This is a genomic window from Ktedonobacter racemifer DSM 44963 (assembly GCF_000178855.1).
Taxonomy (GTDB): Bacteria; Chloroflexota; Ktedonobacteria; order Ktedonobacterales; family Ktedonobacteraceae; genus Ktedonobacter; species Ktedonobacter racemifer.
The window spans coordinates 991237-1005708 of record NZ_ADVG01000001.1 but is presented as its reverse complement, the minus strand read 5'-3'; the positions used below and the strand labels follow the sequence as shown (position 1 = coordinate 1005708).

Annotated in this window: 11 protein-coding genes and 1 pseudogene; 3 read left to right on the top strand and 9 right to left on the bottom strand. The window is 53.6% G+C overall.

Annotated elements, in window-relative coordinates; all coding sequences use genetic code 11:
- Window positions 1–5: 5 nt before the first annotated feature.
- Window positions 6–1193 (bottom strand): hypothetical protein, encoded by a 1188-nt coding sequence (locus KRAC_RS04580; RefSeq protein WP_007904867.1) that lies wholly within the window; start codon window positions 1191–1193, stop codon window positions 6–8.
- 369 nt (window positions 1194–1562) lie between these two features.
- Here KRAC_RS04580 and KRAC_RS04575 point away from each other — a divergent pair, with 369 nt between their 5' ends.
- Window positions 1563–2231, top strand: a complete 669-nt coding sequence (locus tag KRAC_RS04575; RefSeq protein WP_007904865.1) for a response regulator transcription factor — start codon at window positions 1563–1565, stop codon at window positions 2229–2231.
- 3 nt (window positions 2232–2234) lie between these two features.
- On the top strand, window positions 2235–3659 hold the full coding sequence (locus KRAC_RS04570; protein ID WP_007904863.1) for a sensor histidine kinase: 1425 nt from the start codon (window positions 2235–2237) through the stop codon (window positions 3657–3659).
- 286 nt (window positions 3660–3945) lie between these two features.
- On the opposite strand, the gene KRAC_RS04565 is transcribed toward KRAC_RS04570, so the two are convergent.
- The 4 genes from KRAC_RS04565 to KRAC_RS04550 form a co-directional block, all read right to left on the bottom strand.
- Complete coding sequence (locus KRAC_RS04565; protein WP_157506305.1) at window positions 3946–4758, bottom strand: COG4705 family protein; 813 nt, start codon at window positions 4756–4758, stop codon at window positions 3946–3948.
- A gap of 47 nt (window positions 4759–4805) precedes the next feature.
- Window positions 4806–6167, bottom strand: coding sequence for an MFS transporter (locus KRAC_RS04560; RefSeq protein WP_007904852.1), 1362 nt, complete (start codon window positions 6165–6167; stop codon window positions 4806–4808).
- 110 nt (window positions 6168–6277) lie between these two features.
- Window positions 6278–6625, bottom strand: a complete 348-nt coding sequence (locus tag KRAC_RS04555; protein WP_007904850.1) for a DUF4387 domain-containing protein — start codon at window positions 6623–6625, stop codon at window positions 6278–6280.
- Between the two features lie 35 nt (window positions 6626–6660).
- Window positions 6661–8031 (bottom strand): acyclic terpene utilization AtuA family protein, encoded by a 1371-nt coding sequence (locus tag KRAC_RS04550; protein ID WP_007904848.1) that lies wholly within the window; start codon window positions 8029–8031, stop codon window positions 6661–6663.
- A 462-nt stretch (window positions 8032–8493) separates the two neighbouring features.
- Here KRAC_RS04550 and KRAC_RS04545 point away from each other — a divergent pair, with 462 nt between their 5' ends.
- A complete protein-coding gene (locus KRAC_RS04545; RefSeq protein WP_244421960.1) occupies window positions 8494–9267 on the top strand; it encodes a GntR family transcriptional regulator in 774 nt (257 codons plus the stop codon).
- A gap of 521 nt (window positions 9268–9788) precedes the next feature.
- Here KRAC_RS04545 and KRAC_RS04540 read toward each other — a convergent pair.
- The 4 genes and pseudogenes from KRAC_RS04540 to iscB form a co-directional block, all read right to left on the bottom strand.
- Entirely contained in the window at window positions 9789–11240 is a 1452-nt protein-coding gene (locus KRAC_RS04540; protein WP_040441900.1) for an RNA-guided endonuclease TnpB family protein, read from the bottom strand.
- Complete coding sequence (locus KRAC_RS04535) at window positions 11209–11817, bottom strand: IS607 family transposase (protein WP_007904842.1); 609 nt, start codon at window positions 11815–11817, stop codon at window positions 11209–11211. Before KRAC_RS04535 ends, KRAC_RS04540 begins: the two co-directional genes overlap by 32 nt.
- A 301-nt stretch (window positions 11818–12118) precedes the next feature.
- A complete protein-coding gene (locus KRAC_RS04530) occupies window positions 12119–12823 on the bottom strand; it encodes a zinc ribbon domain-containing protein (protein ID WP_007904834.1) in 705 nt (234 codons plus the stop codon).
- 209 nt (window positions 12824–13032) lie between these two features.
- Window positions 13033–14339 (bottom strand): annotated as a pseudogene (gene iscB / locus KRAC_RS04525) (RNA-guided endonuclease IscB).
- Between the last annotated feature and the right edge of the window lie 133 nt (window positions 14340–14472).

The following is a 14472-nucleotide window of genomic DNA, read 5'->3' as shown; positions in this document are numbered from 1 at the left end:
TGCCACTACCTTTCTGAGACGCTCATCGCCTGACCAATATTCCGACCAAGCTTCATTCCCCCATAGATGGCAGGGAAAGCCAGAGCAACGGTCAGCACGATGCCCAGGATATTCAAGTTTGCCACTGTTTCCAGAATGGCTGTGGGGCTGGCCAGGGTAAAAGGAATACACCCGATCAGAACCGCTCCACCCAGCATGAGGCTCAGCCGCCGTCTGGAGAGGTTTTGCTTTCGCGCCATGTGCATGGCAATGTCAATCAGGATCGCGCTGATGAGAGAGAGCATCGGCCAGGTGAACGCAAGCGCCGAAATCTGTGGAGCTGCAGACCTGTGGAGCGACAGGAACGTCAACTGTTCCACCTGCATCAGCCAGGTTAAGGCAGGAGGCACAGCTAATTGGCTGATGACCATAAAGAGAGCAACGACCCCAACAACGCTTGTGGCTGCCCACTTCCACGGGAGGGCATACGCAATAGCGAGCAGCAGCGTAGCGAGCAGCAGTCCCTGAAGCATGGGGAAAATGTTCACTGCGGTGAAACCCAGTTGGATAAACTTATCTGGATCGATTCCTTCAGCGGCCAGGACACTGAATGTGGCCAGCGACGTTGCCATAGCCACCACCGCACTCACGTAAGCAACATCTTTTTCCTTGAATGCGTTGAGGCGCGTGGCTATGTTCGCAACCGAGACTAAGGTATACACCGCTCCCAGAGCCATAAGCCCCAGGCCAGCAATGGCCATAATGTGGAATGGAGCCCAAATCGTTACATCGATTCCATACAAGGTATGCCAGTATTGATCGACGGGGAAAGCTACTGCCATATTGAGGGCAGCATACCCACTGATATAGATACCCAATGGTGCGGCAAAGCGATTGGCGAAGGGCGTATATCGCTGCTGCATTGCCTGATTGTTCTTGACCCACTGCGTTTCGACGATGACAGCGACCAGAGCGCCGATGCCGCATACCGCGATTCCACTCAGCAGGAGGACGTGCGGTGGTGTCAGCGTCCGGTCACGTCCCACAAAGGTGTGCCACTGAACATCCCAACTCAGCGCAAAGTAACTGATGACCGCACCCAGCAGCGTCGTCAGTCCGCAGGTGAGTCGTAACCAGAGAAACGCATACAATGAGCGCGCTTGTGACGTGGAATTGCTCAGCGCGCTTGTGTTTCCAATGCTATGTTGTGCCATAGAAGTCTTTCCTTCTTCATACGTTCCTAGTGTCACCTTTTCTCCTCAAAAATGCCTGGATGGCGGTCCGCCTTGCAGCATGTTCGGGAGGAGCACCGAACGGAGCAGAAGGTTTTCTCTCTCCTTGAGCCTCATTGCCTCACAGGAGCACGGTCAGACGACCGCTTTATCGTGACCCCCTGAGCATACGTGCTCTTCCTGAAGCTGGTATGAAGCGAAGATAAAGATTTGATAAAGGCCTTTCGTCTAGCCTTAAAGTGAGCCATAGCCGACCCTGGAATGAAGGGAGAGGTGTGGTATGCTTTATCCAGAAAAGTGATGAGCACGAAGAGGCATCGCTCATCCTATGGAATAAGAGGAACTATCTCTATGGCGACTCGCGTCTTGCTTGTTGATGATGATCAGACAATTCTTTCGTTACTCAAACGAGGGCTGGCCTATGAGGGCTTTGAGGTCTATACCGCCCCCGATGGTGAGACAGGCCTGGCGGCGACGAAAAAATACCAACCACACCTGGTGCTACTGGACATCGCAATGCCAGGTCTTGATGGCCTGGAGCTCTGCCGCCGCCTGCACGTGCTCGGCGACATCGCGATTATTATGTTGACAGCACGTGATGATGTCGCCGATAAGGTGCATGCTCTGGGCCTGGGCGCTGACGATTATGTGCCTAAACCATTTTCCTTCGATGAACTGGTGGCGCGCATGCGGGCAGTGTTGCGCCGCCATACAGGTAGTCAGGAAATGCTCAGCTATAGCGACCTGGAACTGAACCAGGCCACGCGTGAGGTCCATCGCGACGGTCAACTGATAGAACTGACCACGCGCGAGTACGATTTGTTGCTCTTGTTGATGCGCCATCCTCGCCAGGTACTGACCCGAGATCAGATCCTGGAACAGGTGTGGGGCTATAATGCCGATCTGGAGACGAATGTGCTCGAGGTCCATATGGGGCACCTGCGGCAGAAGTTGGAAGCGTCCGGCGGCTCGCGCGTGATTCAGACGATTCGCGGCGTTGGCTACGTGCTGAAAGGGTGAGTCATGTCTACACGTACCCGCCTTGCGCACTGGTTCGGCCTTATCCGCACGCGCCTGACCCTCTGGATCATCACCATTCTCGCGGTCGGCCTCCTGGTATTCATCGGAACCACGCTCATCATTGCCCGCCAGCTTTTGAACAATTTCGGCGAAAAACGCTTGCAGCAGAGTGTCAGTTCTCTCTCCGTTGCTCTCGCTCAGGAACCGGGCCTCAGCCCCACACTGGTGCAAAGCCAGCTCAACGCCTTCAGCTCCTCCGAGATCTTTCTGCAGTACCAGGATCGGCAGGGGAAGCCGATTGCCAGCTCGACGAACCTGGGCAGAAAGGTCTTCCCGCTCGCACCACTGCGGCCTGCCATCGCCGCAGGCCGTTTCGCTTCGCTCACCATTGATCGGACGCCCTTTCTTCTCTATGGTCAGGCCATTGTGGTGAAAGGGCAGGTGCAGGGCTATATTATCGCCGCTTCGGCGAGTGCTGGTGATTCAGAGTCCTGGATCTTTACGTTGATGTACAGTGGCGTCTGCGTGATGCTGACCCTGGTCGCGGTGCTCGTCTGGCTGCTGGTGCGCCGGACGCTGCGCCCTCTGGAGCAGCTTGCGGAATCCGCCTCGCACATCGCGCAGACCCGCGACCACGCGCTGCGCGTGCAGATGCAGGGGCGTCCCGATGAGATCAATAGCCTGGCACGGACAATCAACGGGATGCTGCACGCTCTGGAAGAGGCGTATCAACACGTCCAGCAGGTCAATGATCTTCAGCGGCGCTTTCTGGCGGATGCCTCACACGAACTGCGGACGCCATTGACTATCATGCTATCCTCGCTTGAACTGATGAAAAAAGAGGAGGGGCGCGATCCGGAATTTCAAACCAACGCGCTGGAAAATATCTCTACGGAGGCAGAGCGCATGGCCCGGCTGACCACGCGACTGCTCTTGCTCGCCCGTACCGATGCCCGTGCACCCTTTGCGCCTCAGCCGTTGCTCATCGTTGATATCATCAGCGAGGCGTATCGCCAGGGATGTCCTTCTCACCGGAAGATCGCCATGCAATGTCAAGGTTTAGAGACGCTCGAGGACGCTGTCGTCTCTGGCAACGCCGATTATCTCAAGCAAGTCTTTTTGATTCTTCTGGAAAACGCGTGCAAATATACGCCTGATGGTGGCCAGGTCACCATCATAGGAGAGAGGAAAGAGCGAGAGCTGGTCGTCACGGTTGCCGATACAGGGATTGGCATTGCCCAGGACGATGTGCCCAGGCTTTTTGAGCGCTTTTACCGAGCCCCAAACGCTTCCATCCAACCAGGGATGGGACTTGGCCTCTCGATTGCCCTGAGCATTGTCGAACAGCACAACGGGACGATCAAGGTGGAGAGCACGCTTGGGCAGGGAAGCCGCTTTACGATCTCGCTCCCACTGCTCAACGAGTAGTGGTTTGCCTGTGTAGACCGTGTGGCCCTCTCTGCCTCAAGACTTCTACAAAAGTGGTTCATGCTCAAACCACTATCCAGCGTTACCTTTGCTTTCAAAGCTCCACGAAACCCGGGATACGGTCATCCCTCACTATGTATCACACGCAGTCTGCCATAATGTCTAGACCTGGTTCCTTTTTTCTGCACCTGTGCAAGAAGAGATGCAGAGATGTTGAGAACAGGCGAGAGCAAAGGCACTCCTCTGCGCGGCACGAGAAACCGTTTGTGACGCATGGGTACGTGCATCATTCGTCCTGCATATCCTTGCGGGTCACGGTCAGATACCAGACGAAGCCGATGGCTGCAAGCGCGAGAGCCAAGCTCACCCATTTGTCACCCAATCCCAGGCCACTCAGCGTCGCTTTCCCCATCCAGTCGGCAAACGATGCGCCAAGTGGCCGGGTCACGATGTAAGCGAACCAGAAAGCCAGAATCCCGTTCAACCCCATTTTCCAGTACCCCAGAGCCGGGACAGCAATGACAGCGAGAAACAGGAGCGTCGAGGAGAAATACCCCCACCCGAGGGTTTTCGCGGTCAGGTCACCTGCGGCAGTTCCGAGCGCGAACGTTGCCATGACCGCGCCCCAGTAAAAGAGTTCGCGGCGCCGGGTGGAAATACTGTGGATCGACAAGGTTTTCTCGCTCACGTACCAGGTCACGAAGATGACAGCCAGTACGGTGACAAAAAACATCGTTGAGGCTTGATAGGGGACACCCAACCCAACGTGTGCGACATCTGCGGCCATGGTGCCGAAGACAGCGACCATGGCGACAGCGAACCAGTAGATCCAGGCGATATAGCGACGGGCAGTCAGTTGCAAGATCAAGGCGACAATGAGTCCAATAGTCCCGATTGCGAGCGCAATCAGCGGTTTGAGCCCGAACACCTGAAACAGGTAGTCCGCACTTGACTCACCGAACGCTGTGGTCAACAATTTCAGTATCCAGAAAAATACCGTCACTTCCGGGACTTTTTTCAGGGCCTGACGGGCTCGATGCAGAGATTGAGTTGTTGCGCCGGAAGCATCAGAAACCGTAGGCAGTGGGTGTTGTCGCATGGGTTTATCCATCGGTTCTTTCTCCTCGTACTTACAAAAGGACGCTTTCAGTGAGCGACTTCCTCCAGTGTCCGGCCTGTCGTCCTGGGACCGAGCAAACCCACATCCAGGCTCACGATACCCAGAATGATGGCGCAAGCGGTGAACACGGCCACTGGACCTGAGGTTTGTAGCAAGGGAAGCGCTACAAAAGGGAGAATGCCGCCGGAGAGGCGACTCAAGCTATAGGCAATTCCTACCGCCGTTCCGCGCATCCGCGTCGGAAAAATCTCTGCCTGGTAGATGTGGTAGCTGTTGGAGAAAACCTGACTTGCCACTGTCAGCAGGAAACCAGAGGCAATAATCACCAGGACCGAGGTGGCGAACCCAAAAATGAGACCGAAGAGGGCCATCAAGAGAGCTGTACCAATAATCAACCACTTGCGCTCCATACGCTCGACGATGGGAACTGAGAGCCATGATCCCAAAGGATACCCAAGGGCAATCGGCGCGGTATACGCCAGTGTGTTGACGACACTGAAGCCTTTTGCGGTCAGGATAATTGGAGCAAGTGAGCCGAAACCATAGAAACCGACCGTCTGAAAGAACTGAAAGATCAAGAGCATGATCGTGCGCTTCGCATAGATGCCACGGAAGGACTCCGCGAGCGTCGCGCGTTTCGGAGGCTCCACCACAACCTGGGCAGGTTCGGGTAATGCAGTCAGATGGAGTTCGCGTATGGCTGCTTGCTCAATCGCGAGGACCGCAGTCTCGGCATCTGCCGTTTTCTGGCGGATCTCGAACCAGCGCGGCGATTCGGGCAGACCACGGCGCATCCACCAGACGAAGAGCGCGCCTAAGGCTCCCGCGACCAGCAACCAGCGCCATCCTGCCATGAGGAAGGTCGTTGAGACCAGTACTTTTGAAAGCAGACCAGCGATCGGCACACCCAGTAAGCCGAAGGTATAGGCCCATGCGGTGTAACGCCCGCGCACTCGGCTGGGAAGCATCTCGCTCAAGTAGACATCGGTGAGTGCGGGTGTGGCCCCAAGGCCGATGCCAGCCAGAAAGCGAAACACGATCACCCAGGTCACGTCGGGCGCAAAGGCGGTGGCCAATGAGAAGAGCGAGTAGATCAGCAAGTCAATCAGGTAGAGGGTGCGCCGACCAAAGTAGTCCGAGACGACGCTGAGGGCGATGGCCCCAACGAACATCCCAAAAAAACCGGAGGCGATGATTGCCGCAGTCCAAAAGGTATTCAAGTGGTAGAGATTTGCCAGGATCGCCCCTAACAGACCACCTAAAGCGACATCGAAGAGATCGAAGAACGTTCCGATCCCCATGACAAAGACAAGCTTGCGATGGAGTGAGAACAGAGGAACACGCTCCATACGAGCCGCAATCGTTGCTTGTGCGCTAGTCACTGCCATAGTGCTATCTCTCTTTCTTTTTGCAGATAACGTGTCGTATCAGGACGCTCTGACACGCTTCAGGGCTTCTGTTTCGCGCAGAAACATAAGACTTTCTCATGAATGGAGCGTCACTCTACATGAGTGTCGGAAGGGGTGGTCTGGTGTTCTGGCCGCGGGACATCTATGCTCATCAGCGGGGTAAACTGTTGTCCTCCGTGGAGGTCGCCATCCCCCAAATCCCCTTGAGGAAGAGGGCGGGGAATGGAGAACTTGAAGGCGAGTGCGTTATCGCATGCAAAGAAGTGCACCGTCTCCGCCGGACATGCGTAGAGCGCGGCAAACGTCTGCACGTTCAGGCACTGCGAATCTTTGACGAGTTGGTAGTGTTCCTCGTCATCAAACAGGATGTCAAAGGTCAGGAAGAAGGGTCCAGCGTTCTTGCTACGGATCAGGGTGGCGAGATCTGCCAGTTTCATCTCAATGCTCCTTGGGGAACGTCTATCAGTGCGGTTTATCCAATCTCCACGAATTTCGTGCGGAACATCTCCAGCGGAGACTGGGGAATGGCCACATGGTGGAAATTGAAGCGGTAGACGGGGCCACGCTCGGTATGCGCAGGATTGTGGAGACATGCAAAGCTCGTAGTCGCGCCGCGCCATTCTGCGATGGGATAGTGCAGGAGTGGCTGGCGGCTAAGTTGAGCAATGATGGTCGCGAGTTGCTGGGTGGCGGCTGTGGCCTCCAGGACAATGCCCACCTCTTTGGGAACCACTTCGCGTTCCGGTTCCAGCGAACCCATCACACCATCGCGGCCATAGACGTGGAACATCAGGTGGTAATCTTCTTTTGTGACCTGCTCTCCCAGCACTCGTGCAATCGTCTCCTCGATATAGGCACGCACCTTCGCCAGCCAGTTGTCGAGTTGCCGAAGCAGGAAGGGGTCACGTATCCCTCCGATGATGATCGTTTGATAGCCCACCAGTTCTGCACCTTCCAGCTTGATCGTGTAGGGGTCTGCCGATTGAAAGGAGCTATTGGTCACGCGAACGGTGATCGGATCAACCGCTTCGTAGGTTGCCTCGCTAATGTCAACGGTGCCAGAGGCTTCGGTGAAATGAAACGGGTCGACATTTTCATACAGGCTGTGGGCGGCAACGCTCTGGGGCGTGCAGCGCAACCCCTGCCCGAAAGGCTTGACAAGAAAGTGGTCATGGTGCAAACGCACGAACATGACCCCTTTCCCGGCGGTTACACAGGCCATCGTGCCGCATTCCACCACCTTGCCAGCGTGCCAAGCCAGTCCCTCAGGGAATCCCTTGAGAATGGGCAGTGCGGCATACAGCGCCGAGTCGCTGCATCGACCGGTAAGGATCAAATCAACTCCCTCCGCAAGTGCCTGCTGTAAGGGTTCGACCCCCATCATCCCCACAATGTGCGAACTCCTTTTGATCGTGTCTTCATCCAGGTGAGGCGCGGCATCAAGCGGCTTGATACGTCCTTGCTGGAACAGCTTAACCAGCACATCTTTGTCCTGCTCCGCATAAATCACCGCCGCGCGCAATTTCACCCCCTCTTCCCTCACAATCTCATTGACAATATCGAGTGTCCAATCCACCTGTGCATCCCCCCCCGCAGTCCCGGCAGAGCCAATCAACACCGGAATTCCCGCACGGCGACCCGCGTCCAGAAGGGCTGCCAAGTCGCGCTTTACTGCTGCGTGCGCAAACGCGGGTGCCCCAGAACCGAGCGAGAACGGGCCTGGGTCTGTGGAGCCTGCGTCGCACGCGATAAAATGAGGGGTCTCTTTGAGGGCTTCATCAAGTGAGGCTCGGTCAACACCTGCCCCAACCAATGTGCCCGCGATATATCGTATTTCATCCATACTGCTATTTTCCTTTTATATCGCATTCATTGTTTGTGTGAACTTCGTCAATCCAACAACACGGATGACTGCCGTAACGATATGCATGAGCATGTTTCAGTGCTTCTTGTTGTGTTTGTATTCTATTTGTCCCCTTTTCAGTGCTCATTTCACCATAATTGTCAACAATTATTGGTGAAAAAGAGCCATCACCAGCACGAGGTATTGAACATTGCCCGCTGTTAAAGTGTTAACACTTTGTCTAATAATAGGATGAAAAACCCACTTTGTCAAGGATATTTGTATAAATTGCCAACACTTTACGGGGAAAAAAAGAGGAGGAGAAGACATTTGCTTGACGTTCCTAGCAGTTACGCCTTATAATTGTCAACACTTCTTCCATTTGAAAAGAGCCGAGTGAAGAAGAGATAAGAGAAGGCATGCATGTTTTCCTACAAGACAAGAGAGAGGGCAGCCGTTCCTATGGCGAACGAAGATCAAAGTATCAAGACCAATAGCCAGCGAGAAATGGCGCGGATACTGGAGGCCTCAGATCGCACGAATCCACGTGTAACCTCTATTGCGCAATCGATTGGATGTGCGATCATCGAAGGCCGCTTGCAGCCTGGAGACGATCTCAATACAGTCGATCTCTCCAAGCAATTTCAAACGAGCCGTACGCCGGTCAAAGAGGCCCTCTTGCTGCTCGAAAAAGAAGGATTAGTGACTATTCCACCGTACCGTCGTCCCTTTGTTACCCAGGTCAGCCTCGAAGAGGTACGTGAAATCTACCAGGTACGGGCGAATCTTCTGATGCTTACCGCAGAGTTGATTGTGAACACCGCCTCAGATGAGGCTATTGCTTCACTCAGAGCCTTTCTGCCGCCTCTGCGTGAGATGGCGGCAGCTCACGATGTCGATGGAGCGTTCTGGGCCAGTGTGGCCTTTCGCACGAGGGAAGCTGAGATCTGTGGCAACAGGCAGGTGAAGCGTATTCTGGATTCCTTAGGATTGCGAACCCTGCAGTTGCGTCACTTGAGTATGAAGCTTGGGCAGACTCATGCTGAGCAAAGACTCCGTGATAGGGAACGTCTGGTGAGCGCATACGAGGAACGTGACGTGTCTTTAGCTGTGGCCTTAACACGTACGATGGTTAAGAGGTCGCTCGCCATCATTGAGCAGTCCGAGCATGTTCGCCTCAAGAAGGATGAGAGTCAGGTAGCGTTAATAAGCCCGGTGCAACATACGCCGTCCTAGCTCTCTGTTTTCAGACGAAAAGCTGATTTTGCGAGGTCCGTTGCATAGATCTCACAGCTCAACTTTGGAAATTCGATCCCTGCAATGAGCTTCCTTGGTCAAACCTTGGCGTTGTCTCTTGTTTCATTCATACTCAAGAGTGATGAAGCATTTTTGGATATAGTACAAGGCATTGGAGAAGTTATCAAAACAGTGATACCCACCGAGATGTTGACTTGACCGGTCTTAGGGGTTCAGGCCAGTATGTGCTCTTTGCCCCACCAACCGTTGACCCTTCAGATCTTCCTGAAGCCAGGCAGGTTTACCTGGAAATTGAGCGCATACGTGTGGAGGGGAAGGCACAACGGCAAAAAATAGCTGAGGATGCGGTTGCTCAGATAGCTGACATAGTTGATCAAAGCATAACCATCTATTGCAATGATTATCCTTCTCACTTTAACCTACGCCTGTTTACCAAACAGCGGACTAGGCGGGAGGATGCACTACGAGCATCCTATGCACCTCTCTCTACTGAGAGATGTTCACTCGTGAGATGATTCCAGGAACATCTCTGGGGGATCCCAGAAGCTCAACTGGACGGGAGGCCCGGCATCCTGGATCCTCTGCTGATTCTGCTGTTTCCACGCTTCATGCCGCGTCATGAGGAGCGCCTTGACCTCCGAGGTCGAGCGACATGCCGCCAGTTTCCGATCCCCCCAGCGTCCCGCGAGCGTCTGTGCGGCTTTGCGGTCGGCCTGGTCTGCGTAACCACAGACCAGGCACTTGAAGGTTTTCTGGTTCGGCCGATTAGCGCGATCGACATAATGGCAGCGGGGGCATTCCTGAGAGGAATAGGCGGCTCGGACCGTGTGGGCTGCCATGCCCTGTTTGGCGGCGGCCCAGGCCAGCTGCTCTGGGATATGCCCCAGGTGAGAAGCATACAGATAACTGTTCATCACCCTTGCTTTGAAGCGCATCGAGGCCACATTGAGGTCCTCATAAATGAGTCTGGCATCTCGATGATCTTTGACCAACGCATTGACCGCCCGGTTGATCTCTTGCTTGACGTGACGGCTCAAGCGTTGCGACGTTTCAGAACTTGTCGAAGGAAGCTTGCCCTTTGGGACGCCTTTCTTTTCCAGACAGGCTCGCAGTTTCGCCTTGCGGCGACGCTTTTCCCGATCGTGCTTGTGCTGTCGGGCCATCTTGCCATGAAAACTGCCATACGCTTTATTGGTGGAGGTCGTGAGGAAATGGGCAATGCCCACATCGACGCCTACTGTAGGGGCGTCAGGCTTGGTTTGAAGAGGAACGTCCTCGTCAAAGGAGAGCGTCAGCCACCAGACTCCATTGCGCTTGTGAAGTGTTGTGGATGTATTGAGCGTGCGGCCTTCGAGTGCTCGTTTGTGATAGGAGGCGAGTTTGACTGGGACTCGAAGCGGATTCCCGACATCTAAGGTGGACACGCGCAGCCAGTAGTCGAACGTGGAGTCCTCCGACTTCTCGAGCACCACCACGTTGACATTGGCTTGGATGACTGGCACACGCAGCACAGGGAGATCCCATTCGGTCCAGGTCGGTTCGCGGCGTTTGAAGGCGGACATCCGGCCTTCCGCCTGAGCCTTGGCCTGAGCATAATCAGCCACATCTTCCAGGTACGCCTGATAGGCGTTCGCTCGATTCGTGCGAACGCTTTTGGCAATGCCTGCGGCTTGCTGTATTGCCACTCGATGCAAGCGGTCGGAAAGATCGGTTTTGAAGACGGTTTCTTGGTACTTGTCCGGGCTTGTCTCGGCCTCGCAAAACAGGGTGGTGTACTGTTGGCACAGCGGCAAGTAAACCGCCACAAGCTGATCGAGCGCCTCAAGTTTGCCAGGATTGGCCTCAATGAGACGGATATGGGTCACCGCTCGAGTGATGGTCTGCTTCGTCTTCTTTTTGCGCTTGCGCTTTTTTTTCTCATCAAGCGAGGCTTTTTGGGGCTTCTTGCTCACGGGCGGGTCCATTCTGCTGCAAAGCCGCTAGCACTTGTTCCGTCTTGCGTTTGGCTCGTCTGCGACCATAAAGACGAGCGCAAAACGAGGGAATGATGCTGATAAAATCGCCCATGAGATCATCTTCGGCGGTATCAGCGGTGTTGACGATGACCAGTTTCCGTCCTTGCATAGCCAACAAGGTCTGAATATAGGCCACGCCAAAGCGAGAAGCGCGATCTTTGTGTTCAACCACGATCTGCCCGATTTTGAGATCTGCCAGCAGCGCCAGAAACTTGGGCCGCTGATCGTTGATGCCACTGCCGCACTCTTTGACGACTTTGCTGACCGACCAGCCTTGGGCATTGCACCAGGTCACCAGCCGCTCGGCTTGCCTTTCCAGGTTGTCTTTGTTTTCGCTGCTTGAAACACGAGCATACACAGCGACGGCGTGGACCGGAACCGAGCGAAGCTCTGGCGGATCAATGATCACGGTGCCGGTGGGCAATTGATAGCCGGGAATCTGGCCGCGTTTCCACATACGCCAGGCGCTGTTATAACTGATCCCAATCTTCTTGGCATAACTCGATAACTTCATACATCCAAGTTTACTCTATCTGCTTGAGATATGCAAGAGATGATGATACTTTGTGATGGTTGCTTATACAAAATGGATACTTGGTCGCTATCAAGCAGATATGGCAGCCCAGCAGGAGGACCCAGAACGCACGAAAAGAGCTAGTTCAAGTATTGCTTCCTGGTCTGTGTGATACCGTGCGCTACGTACGTACGTGCCTACGCCCTTCGAGATCGCGAAGGAAGGGCAGGCATTTAGTGGGAGTAACGTCGACCCAGCATGAGTTGCGTCGGCGCGTACGTACGTAGCGTACTGTCCCTTCCTACAGGACAGAAGCAATCATGGCTAGTACGCCAAAGACCACTAATGTCCCTCCCAGGTAGATATCTTCAACCTGGCCATGGTTTGTCGCTGACACTACAGTGCTCAAGCCTTCAGCAATAATGAGAACGATAAAACCAATGATCGTGATACCTAGAAAGGCCAGTAAACGTACCCACCACTTTAAACGTGGTTTTTTGTGCTTGATCATAATAAAGACAAGCGTCACTATAGCAACCAGGAAGAAAACTAAAAGAGCAACAATAGATATATCATTGCTAGTGAAGCCGGTTAGAAAGCCAAATACTCCCAGACTAGCCCAACATAAATTGAAGAGATAGAGCATAATACTCAAAATAATTCCACCAGTGGAACGTCCCTGTTCGATTGGAACTTGAGGATATATCGGGGTTGCGTAGTAAGGCGTTTGCATTCCCGCAGATTGTTGTGCGTAGGGAGGAGGTGCATAGGCTTCCCCTGAGCCATAAGGACTGTAGGAAGCTGGAGTTGTATAGACAGGTGTTTCCTGGTAATTAGGGGGAGTAGATATCGCATCTTGCGATCGTCTAGTGACCCCATACATCTCTTCTCGCTGATTGACTGTATAGAGATCATTATTGGCAGGTTTCTCAATAATTTGCCCACAGGTCTCACAATAAAAGGCGCTGAGATCGTTGGCTTTACCACAATGAGGACAGTTTTTCATATAGTGATGTGGCTTGCTTTCACGTGTTAGCGTGGAAAGGTTCGCCCTCCTCCTGTTTATGTGTTTTTGTGTACCCAAATATTAGATCTATTTCTTATACACTCAGACGACAGTAGAAATACTGAGTTATAGGAGTTTCCCGGCATAATCATAGAAGCTCCGTATCTGGACCCCTGTGCTTGAGCCAGGGAGGAAAGAAACGTTCCTTTTTAGGGCAGGGAAGAGGTGTTGCCCTGCCGATAACGATAGCCATCCTTGCGATGTAGTGTACGACAAAAGCGGTGGCCAATCCCCTCGATAGTTGCATACTGGGTGGTGATGTTAAATGAACCCGTTGTGCGAATGGCGATCTTGCCCACATACGTTCCCACTTTTTTGCCAGATGAGACCACCGCTTTGACCATATCTCCTGTTTGAAAGCCCTCAATGGACTTCGCTTTTTTGGGGCCGGTACGTGGGAAGCCATAACGATTCATCCGGCACATTTGCCGCGATCCATGCCCTTGGCTGTCACACACAAGGGCCCAACCCCCTTATAGGAAAGCGCAACAGGGGTACTCTTGCCCACACAGGCAGCATCTACCCAATGTGTTTTAGGCAACCCTCTTGTGGTGCGGTTATATTTGGTCAACCCGCCGCTGCCACATTCCACAGGCAATCCAAAGGCTTTCAGCCGTTCAAGCAAGGCCCAGCGCGTGGCATTGACCGCACTGGCATCTTTGAGTGGCTTCTTCACCTGAGCCAGAATGCGTGTGAGCACATCAGGCTTTTTGGCAAGAAACACCGCAATATCCTGGGTTCCTTTTGTACGATTGCATCGCTCACACGCCAGGGTCAAGTTGCTGATCCTGTGAGTGCCACCATTGGCCCGTGGATGAATGTGTTCAATCCGCAAGGGAATATCTTGCTTGCAGCAATAGGCGCACGTGCGTCCCCATTTTTCGAGCAAAAATTCCCTGACTTCATAGCCTTGCAATGTGCCTTGTTGGTATTCTATGCCTGTGATATCGGGATTGTCCAGCAGTTGCAAATCAAACTTCACAAGCTCCTGGCTTACAGCAGCAATAGGAGCAGAGCGACACAAGCGAGCGACCCACGTCAGAATATTGGCAAGGCGACTTTCCAGCGATGGTGGCAACCATCCCTGCTTTCGCTTTCTATTTTTGTACCGTGGCTTTCTATAGCGTGTTTTACGCTGTCTGCGACTATGACGAATCGCACGACGATTCTCCAGACTGGCTTTAATGGCATGGCCTCGATGCTCAAGTTCAGCCGCAAAGACCACCTTGCCGTTGGCATCATTTACAATGGCAATTCCTGTGGTTTTACTGCCTGGATCGATTTTGAGACGCAAAGGGGGTGCCTCTGGTTGCTCAGCTACGCGCTTGAGCACAATAGTAAACGGGTATCTTCTATACACGGTGGCTTTGCCTTGCGTGAGCAAGAGCCTTGCACGGGCGGGATGCACCGGATGTAAGGGTTTGTAATCACTGTCAATGACAAAGACGTTGCTCATGTTGAGCCTCTACTTTCGTAGGTAATGGTTGCCTCGTCAATGTTAAAAACGGTTTGGTGTACAACACACTGGCTTCACCCTCTACGCCTGTTTAATGTTGCACCGTAGCGGTTGGGGCCGGCATGCACTCCAA